14 protein-coding genes are annotated in these 18,970 nt (G+C 74.0%); 13 read left to right on the forward strand and 1 reads right to left on the reverse strand.

What is annotated here, in order from left to right:
• The first annotated feature begins 70 nt into the window (after positions 1 to 70).
• The 11 genes from ACIQMV_RS23965 (at position 71) to ACIQMV_RS24015 (ending at position 15,840) form a co-directional block, all read left to right on the forward strand.
• Positions 71 to 2,995, forward strand: coding sequence for an FAD-binding and (Fe-S)-binding domain-containing protein (locus ACIQMV_RS23965; protein ID WP_402595366.1), 2,925 nt, complete (start codon positions 71 to 73; stop codon positions 2,993 to 2,995).
• 309 nt (positions 2,996 to 3,304) lie between these two features.
• A complete protein-coding gene (locus tag ACIQMV_RS23970) occupies positions 3,305 to 4,261 on the forward strand; it encodes an EamA family transporter (RefSeq protein ID WP_402595368.1) in 957 nt (318 codons plus the stop codon).
• A gap of 89 nt (positions 4,262 to 4,350) precedes the next feature.
• Positions 4,351 to 5,145 (forward strand): TIGR03084 family metal-binding protein, encoded by a 795-nt coding sequence (locus tag ACIQMV_RS23975; protein WP_402595369.1) that lies wholly within the window; start codon positions 4,351 to 4,353, stop codon positions 5,143 to 5,145.
• A complete protein-coding gene (locus tag ACIQMV_RS23980; RefSeq protein WP_402595371.1) occupies positions 5,142 to 6,860 on the forward strand; it encodes an acyclic terpene utilization AtuA family protein in 1,719 nt (572 codons plus the stop codon). Before ACIQMV_RS23975 ends, ACIQMV_RS23980 begins: the two co-directional genes overlap by 4 nt.
• Positions 6,857 to 8,455 (forward strand): acyl-CoA carboxylase subunit beta, encoded by a 1,599-nt coding sequence (locus ACIQMV_RS23985; RefSeq protein WP_402595373.1) that lies wholly within the window; start codon positions 6,857 to 6,859, stop codon positions 8,453 to 8,455. Before ACIQMV_RS23980 ends, ACIQMV_RS23985 begins: the two co-directional genes overlap by 4 nt.
• Before the next feature lie 8 nt (positions 8,456 to 8,463).
• Positions 8,464 to 10,356: an acetyl/propionyl/methylcrotonyl-CoA carboxylase subunit alpha gene (locus tag ACIQMV_RS23990; RefSeq protein WP_402595375.1), complete on the forward strand. Its 1,893-nt coding sequence runs from the start codon at positions 8,464 to 8,466 to the stop codon at positions 10,354 to 10,356.
• A 40-nt stretch (positions 10,357 to 10,396) separates the two neighbouring features.
• Positions 10,397 to 11,587, forward strand: a complete 1,191-nt coding sequence (locus ACIQMV_RS23995; RefSeq protein WP_402595377.1) for an acyl-CoA dehydrogenase family protein — start codon at positions 10,397 to 10,399, stop codon at positions 11,585 to 11,587.
• Between the two features lie 27 nt (positions 11,588 to 11,614).
• Positions 11,615 to 13,216 carry a 4-coumarate--CoA ligase family protein gene (locus ACIQMV_RS24000; RefSeq protein WP_402595379.1) on the forward strand — a complete coding sequence of 534 codons (1,602 nt, stop codon included), beginning with the start codon at positions 11,615 to 11,617 and terminating at the stop codon, positions 13,214 to 13,216.
• Positions 13,213 to 13,947 carry an enoyl-CoA hydratase family protein gene (locus ACIQMV_RS24005; protein ID WP_141360203.1) on the forward strand — a complete coding sequence of 245 codons (735 nt, stop codon included), beginning with the start codon at positions 13,213 to 13,215 and terminating at the stop codon, positions 13,945 to 13,947. The genes ACIQMV_RS24000 and ACIQMV_RS24005 overlap by 4 nt, the downstream gene beginning before the upstream one ends.
• Positions 13,935 to 14,564: a TetR/AcrR family transcriptional regulator gene (locus tag ACIQMV_RS24010; protein WP_398226090.1), complete on the forward strand. Its 630-nt coding sequence runs from the start codon at positions 13,935 to 13,937 to the stop codon at positions 14,562 to 14,564. The genes ACIQMV_RS24005 and ACIQMV_RS24010 overlap by 13 nt, the downstream gene beginning before the upstream one ends.
• A gap of 247 nt (positions 14,565 to 14,811) precedes the next feature.
• Positions 14,812 to 15,840, forward strand: coding sequence for an isopenicillin N synthase family dioxygenase (locus ACIQMV_RS24015; protein WP_402595382.1), 1,029 nt, complete (start codon positions 14,812 to 14,814; stop codon positions 15,838 to 15,840).
• Positions 15,841 to 15,889: 49 nt separating this feature from the next.
• On the opposite strand, the gene ACIQMV_RS24020 is transcribed toward ACIQMV_RS24015, so the two are convergent.
• Positions 15,890 to 16,990, reverse strand: a complete 1,101-nt coding sequence (locus ACIQMV_RS24020) for a citrate synthase 2 (RefSeq protein ID WP_141360206.1) — start codon at positions 16,988 to 16,990, stop codon at positions 15,890 to 15,892.
• Positions 16,991 to 17,371: 381 nt separating this feature from the next.
• Here ACIQMV_RS24020 and pdxH point away from each other — a divergent pair, with 381 nt between their 5' ends.
• Positions 17,372 to 18,049 (forward strand): pyridoxamine 5'-phosphate oxidase, encoded by a 678-nt coding sequence (gene pdxH / locus ACIQMV_RS24025; protein ID WP_402595384.1) that lies wholly within the window; start codon positions 17,372 to 17,374, stop codon positions 18,047 to 18,049.
• A 94-nt stretch (positions 18,050 to 18,143) separates the two neighbouring features.
• Positions 18,144 to 18,899, forward strand: coding sequence for an SIS domain-containing protein (locus ACIQMV_RS24030; RefSeq protein WP_402595386.1), 756 nt, complete (start codon positions 18,144 to 18,146; stop codon positions 18,897 to 18,899).
• The last annotated feature ends 71 nt before the right edge of the window (positions 18,900 to 18,970 follow it).

Raw genomic sequence — 18,970 nt, forward strand, 5'->3', positions numbered from 1 at the left:
GAGAAATCCGGGTGAAACACATTCCGCCGGGTGAGACGGCCGTCGAATCGATCGCGTGCATGCTGGACGCATGACCGATCTCGCGGATCTTTCGGAGCTTCGGGCGGAGCTGCGCCGGGCCGTGCGCGGGGAGGTGGCGTTCGACGTCACCTCCCGGGCGCTGGTCACCATGGACGCGTCCAACTACCGGCGGGTTCCGCTGGGTGTGGTGGCTCCGCGGGACGCCGGCGACGTGGCGGCGGTGCTGGAGGTCTGCCGGGCGCGCGGAGTGCCGGTGGTCGCGCGGGGCGGCGGGACGTCGATCGCGGGCCAGGCGACCGGGACGGGGGTGGTGCTGGACTTCACCCGGCACATGAACCGGGTGCTGGCGCTCGACCCCGGGGAGCGGACCGCGGTGGTCCAGCCGGGCGTGGTCCTGGACCGGCTCCAGGAGGCCGCCGCGCCGCACGGGCTGCGCTTCGGTCCCGACCCCTCCACGCACAGCCGGTGCACGCTCGGCGGGATGATCGGCAACAACGCGTGCGGCTCCCACTCGGTGGCCTGGGGGACGACCGCGGACAGCGTGCGGGAGCTGTCGGTGCTCACCGCGCGCGGGCGGCCACTGCGGCTGGGGCGCGAGTGGGCCGGGGCGCCGGACGGGCTGCAGGAGCTGGTGGAGAGCGAACTCGCCCGGCTGCGGACCGGCTTCCCGCGGCTGCCCCGCCGTATCTCCGGGTACGCCCTGGACGCGCTGCTGCCCGAGAACGGCGCGGACGTGGCGCGTTCCTTCTGCGGCTCGGAGGGCACTCTCGGCGTGCTGACGGAGGCGGTCGTACGGCTCGTCGAGACGCCTCCCGCGCGCGTGCTGGCCGTGCTGGGGTACGCCGACGAGGGCGCCGCCGCCGACGCCGCGGCCGGACTGCTGCGGTACCGGCCGCTGACGGTGGAGGGGATGGCGCGGGACCTGGTCCCGTCCGCGGCGGCGGGGCTGCCGCGCGGGGACGCCTGGCTGTTCGTGGAGACGGGCGGGGAGACGGCGGGGCAGGCACGCGCGCGTGCGGAGGCGATCGCGCGGGCGGCGGACGCCGTGGACGCCGCGATCGTCGAGGATCCGGCCGCGCAGCGCGCGCTGTGGCGGATCCGGGAGGACGCGAGCGGTACGGCGACCCGGATGCCGGACGGCACGGAGGCATGGCCGGGGTGGGAGGACTGCGCGGTGCCGCCGGAGCGGCTGGGCGCGTATCTGCGGCGGTTCCGGGAGCTGCTGGCCGCCCACGGGCTGCGGGGTGCCCCGTACGGGCACTTCGGGGACGGCTGCATCCACGTCCGTATCGACTTCGACCTGCTGACCCCGGCCGGGATCGGCCGGTTCCGGCGGTTCTCGCAGGAGCTGGCCGAGCTGGTGGTGGCGCACGGCGGTTCGCTGTCCGGGGAGCACGGGGACGGGCAGGCCCGCGCCGAGCTGCTGCCGACGATGTACGGCGAGCGGACGGTGGCCCTCTTCGAGCGGGTCAAGGGACTGTGGGACCCCGACGACCTGCTCAATCCCGGGATGCTGGTCCGTCCCGCGCCCCTGGATGCGAACCTGCGCTTCGCCGTGCTGCCGCGCCGCCCGGTCGACGTGGCCTTCGGCTACACGGCCGACCGAGGGGACTTCTCGGCGGCGGTGCGCCGGTGCGTCGGGGTCGCGAAGTGCCGTACGACCGAGGTGTCGGGCGCCGCGGTCATGTGCCCCTCCTTCCGGGTCACGGGAGAGGAGGAGCACTCCACGCGCGGGCGTGCCCGGCTGCTGCACGAGATGCTCGCCGGTGAGCTGGTGACCGACGGCTGGCGGTCGGCCGAGGTCCGCGACGCGCTCGACCTGTGCCTGTCGTGCAAGGGGTGCCGGTCCGACTGCCCGGTCGGGGTGGACATGGCCACGTACAAGGCGGAGTTCCTGCACCACCACTACGCCGGACGGCGCCGCCCGGCCGCCCACTACGCGCTGGGCCGGCTTCCGGTGTGGCTGCGCTGGGCCGCCCGTACGCGCACGGCGCCACTGCTGAACGCGCTCGCCGCCCTGCGGCCGCTCGCGTCGGCCGTGAAACGGCTCGGTGGAATCACACCCGAACGAGGGATCCCGCGTCTGGCGCGCGAGCCGTTCACCCGATGGTGGCGCACGCGGACGGACGCACGGGTGGACGGCGGGGAGGGGACGGGCGATCTGGTCGTCCTGTGGCCGGACACCTTCACCGAGCACCTGTCGCCGTCCGTGGGCCGGGCGGCCGTACGCGTGCTGGAGGCGGCCGGGTTGCGGGTGGCGCTCCCGCCGACCCTGCGTCTGCGCCGCCCTCCGGTGGGCGACGGAAGCTCGGCGCTGCTGAACCCCGTGTCCGTCCTGCGGGGCCGGGGCCGCGTCTGCTGCGGCCTGACGTACGTCTCCACCGGCCAGCTGGAGCGTGCCCGCGCGGTGCTGCGCCGCACCCTGGACCTGATGGAACCGGTGCTGGAGACCGACGCGCCGGTCGTCGTCCTGGAACCGAGCTGCGCCGCCGCCCTGCGCACCGACCTGCCGGAGCTGCTGCCCGGCGACCCGCGGGCCCGCCGCCTGTCCGACCGCGTGCTGACCTTCGCCGAGGCCCTGCGGCGTCACGCCCCCGGCTGGACCCCGCCCCGTTTGGACCGCCCGGTCGCCGGCCAGACCCACTGCCACCAGCACGCCGTGCTGGGCGACGCGGCCGACCGGCGCCTGCGCGAGGCGGCCGGCCTGACCGGCGAGCTGTCCGGCGGCTGCTGCGGCCTGGCCGGGAACTTCGGCTTCGAGAAGGGCCATTGGGAGGTGTCGGCCGCCTGCGCCGAGGAACAGCTCCTGCCGTCGGTACGGTGGGCTCCGGCCGGCGCGGTGGTCCTCGCGGACGGCTTCTCCTGCCGCACTCAGCTGGACCAGCTGGCCGGAGTACGGGGACGCCATCTGGCGGAGGTGCTGGCGGAGGGACTTGAGGGGCCGGCGGGACCGGAGGGGCGCGGCGGCTCGTGACCGTGGGGCCGCCGAGGGCTGGAGGGGCGCGGCGGCTCGTGACCGTGGGGCCGCCGAGGGCTGGAGGGGCGCGGCGGCTCGTGACCGTGAGGCCGCCGAGGGCTGGAGGGACACCGGGACGCGTGACCGGGGGCCGGAGGGCGTGCGGTGTCCCCGCGGGCCTGGGGGTACGCGGCGAGTGAACCGTGGGGACGGGCGGGGCACCGTGGACAGTGGTGTACGGGTTCACGCCCCTGACCGCGTCCACTACCCTGGACCCATCAGTACATCGCGATGAACAAACCCCTAGCCCCGTAACTGGACCGCCCCGTGACCACGCCCAGCGCCGCCACCCCTTCCTCACCGTCTCCGGTCGCCTCCGCGCCGGCCACCGCGCCCCCGCCCGGATCCCCGGGCCGTTTCGGCTCGCTCGGCCCGGTCGGGCTGGTCCTGGCCGGGGGCATCTCGGTGCAGTTCGGCGCCGCGGTGGCCGTGACGCTGATGCCGCGGGCGGGCGCGCTCGGCGTGGTGACCCTGCGGCTGCTGGTGGCCGCGATCGTGCTGCTGCTGGTCTGCCGGCCCCGGCTGCGCGGGCACTCGCGCGCCGACTGGGGCACGGTCGTCGTCTTCGGCATCGCGATGGCCGGGATGAACGGCCTCTTCTACCAGGCGGCCGCCCGCATCCCGCTCGGCCCCGCCGTCACCCTCGAAGTGCTCGGCCCGCTCGCCCTGTCGGTGCTGGCCTCGCGCCGCGCGATCAACTTCGTGTGGGCCGCCCTGGCCCTGGCCGGTGTCTTCCTGCTCGGCGGCGGGAGTTTCGACAGCCTCGACCCCGCCGGTGTCGGCTTCGCGCTGAGCGCGGGCGTGATGTGGGCGGCGTACATCGTCTTCAGCGCCCGTACCGGCCGGCGCTTCCCGCAGGCCGACGGGCTGGCCCTGGCGATGGCGGTCGGCGCGCTGCTGTTCCTGCCGCTGGGGATCGCCGAGTCCGGGTCGAAGCTCGTCGTCCCGACGACATTCGCCCTGGGCGCGGGGGTGGCGGTGCTCTCCTCCGTCCTGCCGTACACCCTCGAACTGCTCGCCCTGCGGCGGCTGCCCGCCTCCACCTTCGCCGTCCTCATGAGCCTGGAGCCGGCCCTCGCCGCCACGGCCGGCTTCCTCATCCTCGGCCAGTCCCTCACCGCCCTCCAGACCGTGGCGATCGTCCTGGTCATCGCGGCGAGCATGGGGGCGGTGCGGACCCAGGTGGCGCGGAGCAAGGCGCCGCTTCCGGAGGCGCACCCCTGACCGGTGCGGGTTGTCGGCGCCGCACGGCGGGACCATGAATTCATGCAAGCATGCTTGTTTGTTTCAGGGGTCGCTGCCATGCTCCACGCATGTCCGACCCGACGCTGGTGTTCGACGATCTGCGTGCCGAGAGTGACGAACTGGATCGGCGTGTCGCCGGGCTGGGCCCCGGGGACTGGGGGCGCCCGACGCCGGCGCCCGGATGGAGCATCGCGCATCAGATCGCCCATCTCGCCTGGACCGACCGGTCCGCCCTCCTCGCCGTCACCGACTCCGCCGCCTTCCGGGAACTCGTGGACCGGGCGCTGGCCGCACCCGGTTCGTTCGTGGACGAGGGGGCCGCGGAAGGCGCGCGGCTGGCCCCCGGCATGCTGCTGGAACGCTGGCGGGAGAGGCGGGCCGCGCTCGACCGGGCGTTGCGAGCTGCGTCGCCCGGCTCCCGTTTCCCCTGGTACGGGCCGCCCATGTCGGCCGCCTCCATGGCGACCGGGCGGCTGATGGAGACCTGGGCGCACGGGCAGGACGTGGCCGATGCGCTCGGTGTGGTGCGCACACCGACCGACCGGCTCAAGCATGTGGTGCGCATCGGGGTGCGGGCGCGGAACTTCGCCTTCGGGGTGCGGGGGCTGCCCGTGCCCGAGGAGGAGTTCCGGGTGGAGGTCCGTGGTCCCTCCGGGGAGCTGTGGACGTACGGTCCCGAGGACGCCGGGCAGCGTGTCACCGGGCCCGCCCTCGACTTCTGCCTCCTCGTCACCCAGCGCGCCCACCGCGCCGACCTCGCGGTACGCGCCGAGGGTCCGGACGCCGACCGCTGGCTGGACATCGCCCAGGCCTTCGCCGGCCCGCCCGGCGCCGGCCGGGCACCCCAGGGGGCGGCCGGATGATCCTGCGCATCGGCAACGCCTCCGGTTTCTACGGCGACCGGTTCGACGCCATGCGCGAGATGCTCACCGGCGGTGAACTGGACGTCCTCACCGGCGACTACCTCGCCGAGCTGACCATGCTGATCCTGGCCCGGGACCGGCTCAAGGACCCGGCAGCCGGCTACGCCCGCAGCTTTCTGCGGCAGCTGGAGGAGTGCCTCGGACTCGCCCACGAGCGGTCGGTGAAGATCGTGACCAACGCGGGCGGGCTCAATCCGGCCGGGCTCGCCGACCGGGTGCGGGAACTGGCCGAGCGGCTCGGGATCCCACTGCGCGTCGCCCATGTCGAGGGCGACGACCTCACCGCCGACCTCCCCCGGGTTCTCGGCTCCGCCCCCGAGGGAGGCGCCCCCCTCGCCGCCCACGTCTACCTCGGCGGCTTCGGGATCGCCGCCTGCCTGCGCGCGGGCGCCGACGTCGTGGTCACCGGGCGGGTCACGGACGCCGCCCTGGTCACCGGGCCCGCCGCCGCCCACTTCGGCTGGCGGCCGGAGGAGTACGACCGGCTGGCGGGCGCCGTCGTCGCCGGGCACGTGCTGGAGTGCGGCGCCCAGGCCACCGGCGGCAACTACGCCTTCTTCGCCGACCACGCCCTCGACCGGCTGCGCCACCCCGGTTTCCCGCTCGCCGAGATCCACGAGGACGGCAGCTGCGTGATCACCAAGCATCCCGGCAGCGGCGGGGTGGTGGACGTCGGCACGGTGACGGCCCAACTGCTGTACGAGACGGGCGGCGCCCGGTACGCCGGGCCCGATGTCACCACGCGGCTGGACACCGTACGGCTCGGTCAGGACGGACCCGACCGGGTGCGCGTCGAGGGCGTGCGCGGGGAGGCTCCGCCGCCCGCCCTCAAGGTGGGTCTCAACCGCCTCGGCGGCTTCCGCAACGAGGTCACCTTCGTCCTCACCGGACTCGACATCGAGCGCAAGGCCGAGCTGGTGCGGCAGCAGATGCGGGACGCGCTCGGGTCCGCCGGGTCACCTCCCGGCGAGGTGCGCTGGGACCTGGTGCGGACCGACCGGGCCGACGCCGGTACCGAGGAGACGGCGAGCGCCCTGCTCCGGCTGGTCGTACGGGACCGGGACCCGCGGGCGGTGGGGCGGGTGTTCAGCGGGTCCGCCGTGGAGCTGGCGCTCGCCGGATACCCCGGCTTCCACATGCCGGCGCCTCCCGGGAAGGGCGCGCCCTACGGCGTCTTCGAGGCCGTGTACGTCCCCCAGGACGCCGTCGAGCAGGTGGCCGTCCTCCACGACGGCCGCCGTGTCGCCGTGCCACCGCCCGAGGAGACGCACGCCCTTGAGGACGTGGAGCGGCCGCCGCTGCCGGACCCCCTCCCGGACGGTCCCATGCGGCGGGCCCCGCTCGGACTCGTCGCCGGGGCGCGCAGCGGGGACAAGGGCGGCGACGCCAACGTCGGCGTGTGGGCGCGCTCGGAACAGGGCTGGCGGTGGCTCGCGCACGCGCTGACGACCGAGACGTTCCGGCAGTTGGTCCCGGAGAGCCGGACGCTGGCCGTGGAACGGCACGCACTGCCCGATCTGCGCGCCCTCAACTTCGTCGTCCGCGGGATCCTCGGCGAGGGCGCCGCCGCCCAGCACCGCTTCGACCCGCAGGCCAAGGCACTGGGCGAATGGCTGCGTTCCCGCCACCTGGACATACCGGAGGCCCTGCTGTGACGGTCCTTTCCTCCGCCCTGGACACCGGCTCCGCCGAGTACAGGGCCCACCGCGAGACCATGCTCGGCAAGCTCGCCGCACTCGACGCCGAGCACGCCAAGGCGCTCGCGGGCGGCGGCACAAAGTACGTCGAGCGGCACCGGCGGCGCGGCAAACTGCTCGCCCGTGAACGGATCGAGCTGCTGCTCGACCCCGACACGCCGTTCCTGGAGCTGTCGCCGCTGGCCGGGTGGGGCAGCGACTACACCGTGGGCGCCTCGCTGGTCACCGGGATCGGGGTCGTCGAGGGCGTGGAATGCGTGATCACCGCCAACGACCCGACCGTGCGCGGCGGCGCCAGCAATCCGTGGAGCCTGAGGAAGGCGCTGCGGGCCAACGACATCGCGCTCGCCAACCGGCTGCCCTGCGTCAGCCTCGTCGAGTCCGGGGGCGCCGATCTGCCGTCCCAGAAGGAGATCTTCATCCCCGGAGGCGCCGTCTTCCGGGACCTGACCCGGCTGTCGGCGGCCGGCATCCCGACCGTCGCCGTCGTGTTCGGCAACTCGACCGCCGGGGGCGCGTACATCCCCGGCCTGTCCGACCACGTGATCATGGTCAAGGAACGGGCCAAGGTGTTCCTCGGCGGCCCGCCGCTGGTGAAGATGGCCACCGGCGAGGAGAGCGACGACGAGTCCCTGGGCGGCGCCGAGATGCACGCGCGTGTGTCCGGTCTCGCCGACCACTTCGCCCTCGACGAGCCGGACGCCCTCCGCCAGGCCCGCCGGGTCGTCGCCCGGCTCAACCACCGCAAGGCGTACCCCGATCCGCCCGCCGCGGCGCCACCCGAGTACGACGCGGAGGAGCTTCTGGGCATCGTTCCCGGCGATCTGCGGATCCCCTTCGACCCGCGCGAGGTCATCGCCCGGATCGTCGACGCCTCCGACTTCGACGAGTTCAAGCCGCTGTACGGGACGAGCCTGGCCACCGGCTGGGCCACCCTGCACGGCTACCCCGTCGGCGTCCTCGCCAACGCCCAGGGCGTGCTGTTCAGCGAGGAGTCGCAGAAGGCGGCCCAGTTCATCCAGCTCGCCAACCAGCGGGACGTACCGCTGCTGTTCCTGCACAACACCACCGGCTACATGGTCGGCCGGGAGTACGAGCAGGGCGGCATCGTCAAGCACGGCGCGATGATGATCAACGCGGTGTCCAACTCGCGCGTCCCGCACCTGTCCGTCCTCATGGGGGCGTCCTACGGCGCCGGGCACTACGGCATGTGCGGACGGGCCTACGACCCCCGCTTCCTGTTCGCCTGGCCCAGCGCCAAGTCCGCCGTCATGGGGCCGCAGCAGCTCGCGGGCGTGCTGTCGATCGTGGCCCGGCAGTCGGCGGCCGCCAAGGGGCAGCCGTACGACGAGGAGGCGGACGCCGCGCTGCGGACGATGGTGGAGCGGCAGATCGAGTCCGAGTCGCTGCCGGTGTTCCTGTCCGGGCGGCTGTACGACGACGGCGTCATCGACCCGCGCGACACCCGCACCGTCCTCGGCCTGTGCCTGTCGGCCGTCCACACCGCGCCCTTCGAGGGCGCGCGCGGCGGCTTCGGCGTCTTCCGGATGTGAGGGATCCCTTGATTTCTTCTCTGCTCGTCGCCAACCGGGGCGAGATCGCCTGCCGTGTCTTCCGCACCTGCGCCGAGCTGGGCATCCGGACGGTCGCCGTGCACTCGGACGCCGATGAGAACGCCCTCCACACGCGCGTGGCCGACACTGCGGTGCGCCTGCCGGGCGTGACGCCCGCCGAGACGTATCTGCGCGGCGACCTGATCGTGAAGGCGGCGGTGGCGGCCGGCGCGGACGCCGTGCACCCGGGCTACGGCTTCCTCGCCGAGAACGCCGGCTTCGCGCGGGCCGTCCTGGACGCGGGCCTGGTCTGGATCGGGCCGTCCCCGCGGGCCGTCGAGGCGATGGCGTCCAAGACCCGCGCCAAGGAGCTGATGAGCGTGCGGCCCCTGCGTGAGGTCACCGAGGCCGATCTGCCGGTCCTCGTGAAGGCCGCCGCGGGCGGCGGCGGGCGCGGGATGAGGATCGTACGGCGGCTCGGGGACCTGGACGCCGAACTGGCGGCCGCGCGCGCGGAGGCGCTGAGCGCCTTCGGTGACGGCGAGGTGTTCGTCGAGCCGTACCTCGGGGGCGAGGCGGGCGGGCGGCACGTGGAGGTGCAGGTCCTCGCCGACACCCACGGCACCGTGTGGACGCTGGGCACGCGTGACTGCTCCCTCCAGCGGCGCCACCAGAAGGTCGTCGAGGAGGCCCCGGCGCCCGGGCTTCCCGCGGACACCGAGCGGGAGTTGCACGAGCTGGCCGTACGGGCCGCGCGGGCCGTCGACTACACCGGCGCGGGGACCGTCGAGTTCCTGGTGGCCGACGGCAGGGCGCACTTCCTGGAGATGAACACGCGCCTCCAGGTGGAACACCCGGTCACGGAGGCCGTGTTCGGCGTGGACCTGGTCGCCCTGCAGATCCGTGTCGCCGAGGGCCACGCCCTGGACGCCGAACCGCCCCCCGCGCGCGGGCACGCGGTCGAGGCCCGCCTGTACGCCGAGGACCCGGCCCGCGACTGGGCCCCGCAGACCGGCACCCTGCACCGACTGTCCGTCCCCGGCGTCCGCCTGGACACCGGCTACGGCGACGGGGACACGATCGGCGTCCACTACGACCCGCTGCTCGCCAAGGCCGTCGCCCACGCCCCCACGCGCGCGGAGGCGCTGCGCAAGCTCGCCGGCGCGCTGGAGCGGGCCGCCGTCCACGGCCCGGTCACCAACCGCGACCTGCTCGTGCGGTCCCTGCGGCACGAGGAGTTCGGACGCGGCCGTATGGACACCGGCTTCTACGACCGCCATCTCGCCGAACTGACCGCGCCCGCCCCCGACCCGTACGCGCCCCTGGCCGCCGCGCTCGCCGACGCGCACGGCCGCTCCCGCTTCGGCGGCTGGCGCAACGTGCCCTCGCAGCCGCAGGTCAAGCGGTACCTGATGGCGGGCGAGGAGCACGAGGTGCGCTACCGGCACACCCGCGCGGGTCTGGCCGCCGACGCCGTAGGGGTGCGGGTGGTGCACGCGGACGCGTGCCTGGTCGTCCTCGAAGCCGGCGGCATCCGGCGCCGGTACGAGATCGCCCGGTACGGCGAGCGGGTGTACGCCGGACCGACCGCGCTCACCGCCCTGCCCCGCTTCCCCGATCCCGTCGCCCAGGGTCTCCCCGGCTCACTGCTGGCGCCCATGCCCGGCACCGTCGTGCGCGTCGCCGACGGACTGGCCGTGGGCGCCGCCGTACGGGCCGGACAGCCGCTGCTGTGGCTGGAGGCGATGAAGATGGAGCACAGGATCGAGGCCCCGGCCACGGGCACCCTCACGGCCCTGCACGCGACCCCCGGACAACAGGTCGAGCCCGGCACGCTGCTGGCGGTGGTGCAGGCAACCCAGGGGCGCGGGGCGGCATCGACGTGCGGCCCCGCCGCGTGAGCGCGAGCAACCACACATCACTCGCACCCGGGAGACGACAATGACCCCCGTCACCGAATCCGAAGAACACAGGGACCTGCGAGCCGCCGTGGCGGCCCTCGGCAAACGCTACGGCCGCGACTACCTCACCCGGACCGTCGCCGAGGGACGCCACCCCACCGAACTCTGGTCCGAGGCGGGCCGACTCGGCTACCTCGGCGTCAACCTGCCGGAGGCGTACGGCGGGGGAGGCGGTGGCATCACCGAACTGTCCATCGTGCTGGAGGAGTTGGGTGCGGCCGGCTGCCCCTTGCTGATGATGGTCGTCTCGCCCGCCATCTGCGGCACCGTCATCGCCCGGTTCGGCACGGAGGAGCAGAAGCGGGCGTGGCTGCCCTCGCTGGCGAACGGCACCCGCACCATGGCCTTCGGCATCACCGAACCCGACGCCGGCTCCAACTCCCACCGCATCACCACCACCGCCCGCCGCGACGGCGGCGACTGGGTGCTCACCGGCCGCAAGGTGTTCATCTCCGGTGTCGACATCGCCGACGCCGTCCTGGTCGTCGGCCGCACCGAGGACGCGCGCACCGGCCGCCTCAAGCCCTGCCTGTTCATCGTCCCGCCGGACGCGGACGGCTTCCAGCGGCATCCCATCGACATGGAACTCGCCGCCGCCGAGAAGCAGTTCGAGCTGGTCATGGACGATGTGCGGCTGCCCGCCGACGCGCTCGTCGGCGGCAGCGCCTCCCACGCTCCCGGCAGTGGGGGAGAGGACGCGGGCCTGCTGCAACTGTTCGCCGGACTCAACCCCGAGCGCATCATGACGGCCGCCTTCGCGATCGGTATGGGGCGTCACGCGCTCGCCCGGGCCGTGGAGTACGCGCGCGAGCGCACCGTCTGGAAGGCCCCCATCGGCTCCCACCAGGCCATCGCCCACCCGCTCGCCCAGGCCCACATCGACCTGGAACTCGCCCGCCTGATGACGGGGAAGGCGGCCCACCTGTACGACGCGGGCGACGACGTGGGCGCGGGAGAGGCCGCCAACATGGCCAAGTACGCCGCCGGTGAGGCCTGTGTGCGGGCCGTCGACCAGGCCGTGCACACCCTCGGCGGCAACGGCCTCACGCGCGAGTTCGGGCTCGCCTCGCTGATAACGGCCGCGCGCGTGGCTCGTATCGCCCCGGTGAGCCGGGAGATGATTCTCAACTACGTCTCCCACCAGACCCTGGGCCTGCCCAAGTCGTACTGACCCGCCCGCCGTGTGCGAGGAGGAACCGTGTTCCGCAGCGAGTACGCAGACGTCCCGGCCGTAGAACTGCCCATCCACGAGGCCGTCCTGGGCCGAGCCGCCCGGTTCGGCGGGGCCCCCGCGCTGATCGACGGCACGGACGGCACCACGCTCACGTACGACCAGGTGGACCGCTTCCACCGGCGGGTCGCCGCCGCGTTCGCCGAGGCCGGCGTGCGCAAGGGCGACGTCCTCGCCCTGCACAGCCCGAACACGGTCCTGTTCCCCGTGGCCTTCTACGCCGCCACGCGCGCGGGTGCCTCGGTCACCACCTCCCACCCGCTCGCCACGCCGGAGGAGTTCGCCAAGCAGCTGAAGGACTCGGCGGCCCGCTGGATCGTCACCGTCTCACCGCTGCTCGCGGCGGCCCGGCGGGCGGCCGAACTGGCGGGCGGGGTGGAGGAGATATTCGTCTGCGACAGCGCCCCCGGGCACCGTTCGCTCCCCGGCATGCTCGCGGGCGCCGCTCCCGAACCGGCCGTGGACATCGACCCGGCCGAGGACGTCGCGGCGCTGCCGTACTCGTCGGGGACGACCGGCACCCCCAAGGGCGTGATGCTCACCCACCGGCAGATCGCCACCAACCTCGCCCAGCTCGAACCGGCGATCACGGCCGGGCCCGGCGACCGGATCCTCGCCGTGCTGCCCTTCTTCCACATCTACGGGCTCACCGCCCTGATGAACGCGCCCCTGCGCCAGGGCGCCACCGTCGTCGTGCTGCCCCGCTTCGAGCTGGAGACCTTCCTCGCGGCCATCCAGGACCACCGCATCACCGGCCTGTACGTGGCCCCGCCGATCGTGCTCGCCCTCGCCAAGCACCCGGCCGTGGCGGGCTACGACCTGTCGTCGCTGAAGTACGTCGTCAGCGCGGCGGCCCCGCTCGACGCCCGGCTGGCGGCGGCCTGCTCCCGTCGGCTCGGCCTGCCACCGGTGGGCCAGGCCTACGGCATGACCGAACTGTCCCCGGGCACCCACGTCGTCCCCCTGGACGCCATGCACGACGCGCCCCCCGGCACGGTCGGCCGGCTCATCGCCGGCACCGAGATGCGCGTCGTCTCCCTCGCCGACCCGGACAAGGACCTCGGCATCGGCGAGCCGGGCGAGATCCTGATCCGCGGGCCCCAGGTGATGAAGGGCTACCTGGACCGGCCCGACGCCACCGCCGCGATGATCGACCCCGACGGCTGGCTGCACACCGGCGACGTCGGGTACGTGGACGGCGACGGCTGGCTGTTCGTCGTCGACCGGGTCAAGGAACTGATCAAGTACAAGGGCTTCCAGGTGGCGCCCGCCGAGCTGGAGGCCCTGCTGCTCACCCACCCGGGCATAGCCGACGCCGCCGTCATCGGTGTGCACGACGCCGACGGCAACGAGACACCGCACGCGTACGTGGTGCGCCGCCCGTCCGCCGACGGCCCGTCGGAAGCGGAGGTGATGCTGTACGTCGCCGAACGCGTCGCCCCCTACAAGCGCGTCCGGCACGTCACCTTCCTCGACGCGGTGCCCCGCGCCGCCTCCGGGAAGATCCTGCGGCGGCGGCTGCGGGACCAGGGGCCCGACCAGCCGCGGGAAGCGGGGGAGCGGCCGTGACGACGATCGCACGCACGCGCGCGCGTGCAGTCGAAGCCCTCAGCCTCGACTCGCCGGGCAACCGCAACGCCCTGTCGGCGGCGCTCGTCGGGGAACTCGCCGCCGCTCTCGCCGACTGCGCCGAGGACGCCGCCGTGCGCGCCGTCGTCCTCACCCACACCGGCAACACCTTCAGCGCGGGCGCCGACCTGCGCGACCCTCCCCGGCCCGACGCGCTGGTCGCCCTGCTGCGGCAGATCGTCGAACTGCCCAAGCCGGTCGTCGCCCGCGTCACCGGACACGTCCGCGCGGGCGGCCTCGGTCTGCTCGCGGCCTGCGACATCGCCGTCGCCTCGCACCGGGCCACCTTCGCGTTCACCGAGGTGCGCATCGGGGTGGCCCCCGCGGTCATCTCGCTGCCGCTGCTGCCCCGAGCCGACCCGCGCGCGCTGGCCCGCCACTGCCTCACCGGGGAACGGTTCGACGCGGCCGAGGCGGTCCGGGCCGGGCTGGTGACGGCGGCCGGGGACGACGCCGACGCCGTACTGGAGCCGATCCTCGACGGTCTGCGCCGCTCCTCCCCCCAGGCTCTGGCCGAGACGAAACGGCTGCTCACGGCTAGGGTGCTGGAAGCCTTCGACCGGGACGCGGCCGGCCTGACCGCGCTCTCGGCCCGGCTGTTCTCCTCCGCGCAGGCGCGCGAGGGCATGACGGCCTTCCTCGAACGACGGGATCCGGAATGGGCGGTGTGACCACACACGACCGCGCGGAACGCGCCCCCAAGCAGGACCGCAGCCGGGCCACCCGGCAGCGGCTCCTCCAGGCCGCCGTGGCCTGCCTCGCCGAACACGGCTGGGCCGGGTCCACGGTCTCGGTGGTCGCCGAACGCGCCGGTGTCTCCCGCGGCGCCGCCCAGCACCACTTCCCCACCCGCGAGGACCTGTTCACCGCCGCCGTCGAGTACGTGGCCGAGGAACGCTCCACCGCCCTGCGCGCCCTGTTCCCCGAGGGCGCGGCCGGCGACCGGCGAGCCGTGGTCGGCGCCCTCGTCGACCTCTTCACCGGGCCACTCTTCCGGGCCGCGCTCCATCTGTGGGTGGCCGCCTCCAACGAGGACCAACTGCGCCCCCGCGTCACCGAGTTGGAGGCCCATGTGGGCCGCGAGACGCACCGCATAGCGGTCGAGCTGCTGGGCGCGGACGAGGCCCGCCCCGGCACCCGCGAAACCGTCCAGGGCTTCCTCGACATGGCCCGCGGTCTCGGCCTCGCCAACCTCCTCACCGACGACACCGCCCGCCGCGAACGCGTGGTGGCCCAGTGGGCGGCCCTGCTGGAGGAGGCACTGGGCCGCGGCCCGGCGACCGCGTGAACCGGACCACACCCGTATCGCCCGCCCCGCAGTACCCTGTGCGCATGCTTCTGCTGCTCGTGCGACGCCGCCACGTGGACTACGTGCGCGTCACGAGCATGGGCTGTCGGCGCTCCGCCTGACCCCGGCCCTTTCCGCGGCGACCCGATCGCCCGCACCTCTCACCCGGTTCCTCTCATCCGGCACCCGCGCCGCGCGCCCACCCATGGCTGCGGCCCGGGACCCGTACACCCTGCGGACGTGACCCATGACGAACACGGCGACGACCCCGTCGTACGACCAGCTCCCCATCATCGACCTCGCCGCGGCCGACCGCGGCCCGCGTGAACGGGCGCTGCTGCACGGGCAGTTGCACGGCGCCGCCCACGACGTGGGCTTCTTCCAGCTCGTCGGGCACGGCGTCACCCGGGCCGAGACCGACGCGCTGCTCGACGCGATGCACGCCTTCTTCCGGCTCCCCGAGGCCGACCGCCTCGCCCTGGACAACGTCAACTCGCCCCACTTCCGCGGCTACACGCGCACCGGGGACGAGCTCACCGGCGGCGCCCGGGACTGGCGCGACCAACTCGACATAGGCGCCGAGCGGCCGGCCCGCGTCCCCGGGCCGGGCGAGCCCGCGTACTGGTGGCTCCAGGGCCCCAACCAGTGGCCGGCCGCCCTGCCCGAGCTGCGCACCGCCGCGCTCGCCTGGATCGACCGGCTCGGCGCCGTCGCCCGCAGGCTGCTGCACGAACTGCTCACCGCCATCGGCGCGCCCGCCGACTTCTACGACCCGGTCTTCGGCGCGCACGCCCACCCGCACCTCAAGCTCGTCCGCTACCCCGGCAGCGCCGGCGACGGCACCGACCAGGGCGTCGGCGCCCACAAGGACTACGGCTTCCTCACCCTGCTGCTCCAGGACCGGATCGGCGGGCTCCAGGTGCAGCGCGCGGACGGGCTCTTCCACGACGTGCCGCCGATCGAGGGCGCGTTCGTCGTCAACCTGGGAGAGCTGCTGGAGGTCGCCACCAACGGCTACCTCGTGGCCACCAACCACCGGGTCGTCTCCCCGCCCGGTGCCACCGAGCGGTTCTCGGTGCCCTTCTTCTACAACCCGCGCCTGGACGCCCGCGTCGCCCCGCTGCCCTTCCCGTACGCCCCCACCGCGCCCGGCGTCACGGACGACCCGGGCAACCCGCTGTTCGCGGAGTACGGGTTGAACGAGCTCAAGGGCAAGCTGCGCGCCCACCCGCTGGTCGCCCAGCGGCATCACGCGGAGCTGCTGAGCCCCGCGTGACGCCGGTTGTGACGCCGGATGCGCCGACCGGGTGCGGTGAAGCGCTCGGTCAGCGCGCGATGCCGTCGTAGCCCGCGATCTCCCGCGGGCTGCGCGGACCGGGACCGACGTAACGGGCGGAGGGGCGCACCAGCCGGCCGGTGCGCTTCTGCTCCAGGATGTGCGCGGACCAGCCCGCGGTACGCGCGCACGTGAACATCGACGTGAACATGTGCGCCGGCACCTGGGCGAAGTCCAGCATGATCGCCGCCCAGAACTCGACGTTCGTGGCCAGCACCCGGTCCGGGCGGCGGCTGTGCAGCTCCTCCAGGGCGGCCTTCTCCAGGGCCTCGGCGACCTCGTACCGCGGGGCGCCGAGCTCCCGGGCGGTACGGCGCAGCACGCGCGCGCGTGGGTCCTCGGCCCGGTACACCCGGTGGCCGAACCCCATCAGCCGCTCACCGCGGTCCAGGGCGTTCTTGACGTAGCCCTCCGCGTCCCCGGTCCGCTCGATCTCCTCGATCATGCCCAGGACCCGGGAGGGCGCGCCGCCGTGCAGCGGGCCGGACATGGCGCCCACCGCGCCCGACAGGGCGGCCGCCACGTCGGCGCCGGTGGAGGCGATGACGCGGGCGGTGAACGTGGAGGCGTTCATGCCGTGCTCGGCGGCGGACGTCCAGTACGCGTCGACGGCCGCCACGTGCTTGGGATCCGGCTCGCCCCGCCAGCGGATCATGAACCGCTCGGTGATGGAGCGGGCCTTGTCGATCTCCCGCTGCGGCACCATGGGTACGCCCTGCCCGCGCGCCGACTGGGCGACGTACGACAGCGCCATGACGGCGGCCCGCGCCAGATTGTCGCGCGCCTGCTCCACGTCGATGTCCAGCAGCGGTTTCAGGCCCCACACCGGGGCGAGCATGGCCAGCGCCGACTGGACGTCCACGCGGATGTCCCCGGAGTGCACGGGGATCGGGAACGGCTCGGCGGGCGGCAGGCCCGGATCGAAGGCGCCGTCGACCAGCAGCCCCCAGACATTGCCGAAGGAGACCTGACCGACGAGTTCCTCGATGTCGACACCCCGGTACCGAAGGGCGCCGCCCTCCTTGTCCGGTTCGGCGATCTCCGTCTCGAACGCGACGACTCCTTCGAGACCGGGTACGAAGTCGGACATCAGGCGGCTCCTTGTGGTCTGTGCGACAGAGGGTGCGACAGGGACGACTGGGGCTACTGGGACGGTGTGACGACTGTGAAGGTGTGACGGCTGTGACGAGGGGGCGACTGGGAGGGCGATCAGGCGCGGGACGTGGGGAATCGGGCCGTCCGCCGGCGGATCCACGGTCGCGTCCCGTGACTCGCGGTCCATGGCGGGCATCCCTGTGGGCATCCCTGTGATGCCCCGTGCGGCCGGCTGTCACCCCATCGGAGCGACAGCAGCACCATAACCCCGAGTGCCACAAAAGGGGAGTGGAGCGGCACTCAGTGCCAACCGGGGCCGTGGTGGAGGGCGAGGGTACCCCGCGAACGTGCCCGGTGGATACGGCAAGATGACCGCGTGACCGACCGAGAAGCCGGTGAAACCGCCCCCTTCGACCTCGCCTCGATGCGCATGCACTACCGGGCCGAGGGGCTGACCGAGGCCGACCTGGCCGCCACCCCCGTCGCCCAGTTCGCCCACTGGTTCCAGCAGGCCGCGACCGAGGCCCGGCTGTTCGAGCCCAACGCCATGATCGTCTCCACCGCGGACACCAACGGCCGGCCCAGCTCCCGCACGGTGCTGCTGAAGTCCTTCGACGAGCAGGGTTTCGTCTTCTACACCAACTACGACTCCCGCAAGGGCCGCGACCTCGCCGGGAATCCGTACGTCTCCCTGCTCTTCCCCTGGCACCCCATGGCCCGCCAGGTCATCGTCCAGGGCGTGGCCCGCCGCACCGGCCGCGACGAGACCGCCGCCTACTTCCGCACCCGCCCGCACGGCTCCCAGCTCGGCGCCTGGGCCAGTGCCCAGTCCACGGTGATCGCCGGCCGCGCGGAACTCGACGCCTCCTACGCCGACCTGGCCGCCCGCTACCCCGAGGGCGAGCAGGTGCCCGTACCGCCGCACTGGGGCGGCTTCCGGGTCGCCCCGCGGTCGGTGGAGTTCTGGCAGGGCCGCGAGAACCGCCTGCACGACCGCCTGCGGTACGTCGCCGAGCCGGACGGCGGCTGGCGCGTGGAGCGGCTGAGCCCCTGACGCACCCCGGTCGCGGGCGCCGTATTGACACGGCTCTGGTCCAGACCTCACCGTGATCCGCGACACACAGTCGCCCCGAAGGGACGGACCTCGCATGAGCGACCGCACGCCGGCCGGCCAGTTCCTCGACGCCGCCATCGGCCTGCTCCAGCGGGTCCGGGACGAGGAGGCCGAGCAGATCGCGGCCGCCGGGACGCTCCTCGCCGACACCGTGGCCGCCGGCGGCCGCCTGTTCGCCTTCGGCGCCGGCCACTCCTCCCTCGCCGCCCAGGACCTCGTCTACCGCGCCGGCGGCCTGGCCCTGATGAACCTGCTCGCCGTTCCCGGCACCGTCGGCGTGGACGTCGTGCCCGCGACCCTCGGCTCCGCCCTGGAACGCGTCGACGGCCTCGCCACCGTGGTCCTGGACAGCTCCCCCCTCCGCTCCGGCGACGCCCTGATCGTCATCTCGCTGTCCGGGCGCAACGCCCTGCCCGTGGAGATGGCCGCGCACGCCCGCGCCCTCGGCGTGCGGGTCATCGGCGTGACCTCGGTGGCCTACGCGACCGGGACCACCTCCCGGCACGCCTCGGGGACGTTCCTGAAGGACCACTGCGACATCGTCCTCGACTCCAAGATCGCGGTCGGCGACGCCGAACTCACCCTCGACACCGTCGCGGCCCCCTTCGCCCCCGCCTCCACCGTCGTCACCTCCGCCCTCCTCCAGGCGGTCATGGCCACCACCGCCGGCGTCCTCGCCGACCGGGGCATCGAACCCCCGCTGCTGCGCTCCGGCAACGTCGACGGCGGCCACGAGTGGAACGGCCGGATCTTCGACCGGTACGCCGACCGGATCTTCTACCGGCACTGACCTGGACCGCGCGCCGTGTACGGATCGGTCCGGCCCGCCTGACCTGGACTGCGCGCCGTGTACGGATCGGT

This window comes from Streptomyces sp. NPDC091412 (assembly GCF_044756885.1).
In the GTDB taxonomy this organism is placed as follows: domain Bacteria; phylum Actinomycetota; class Actinomycetes; order Streptomycetales; family Streptomycetaceae; genus Streptomyces.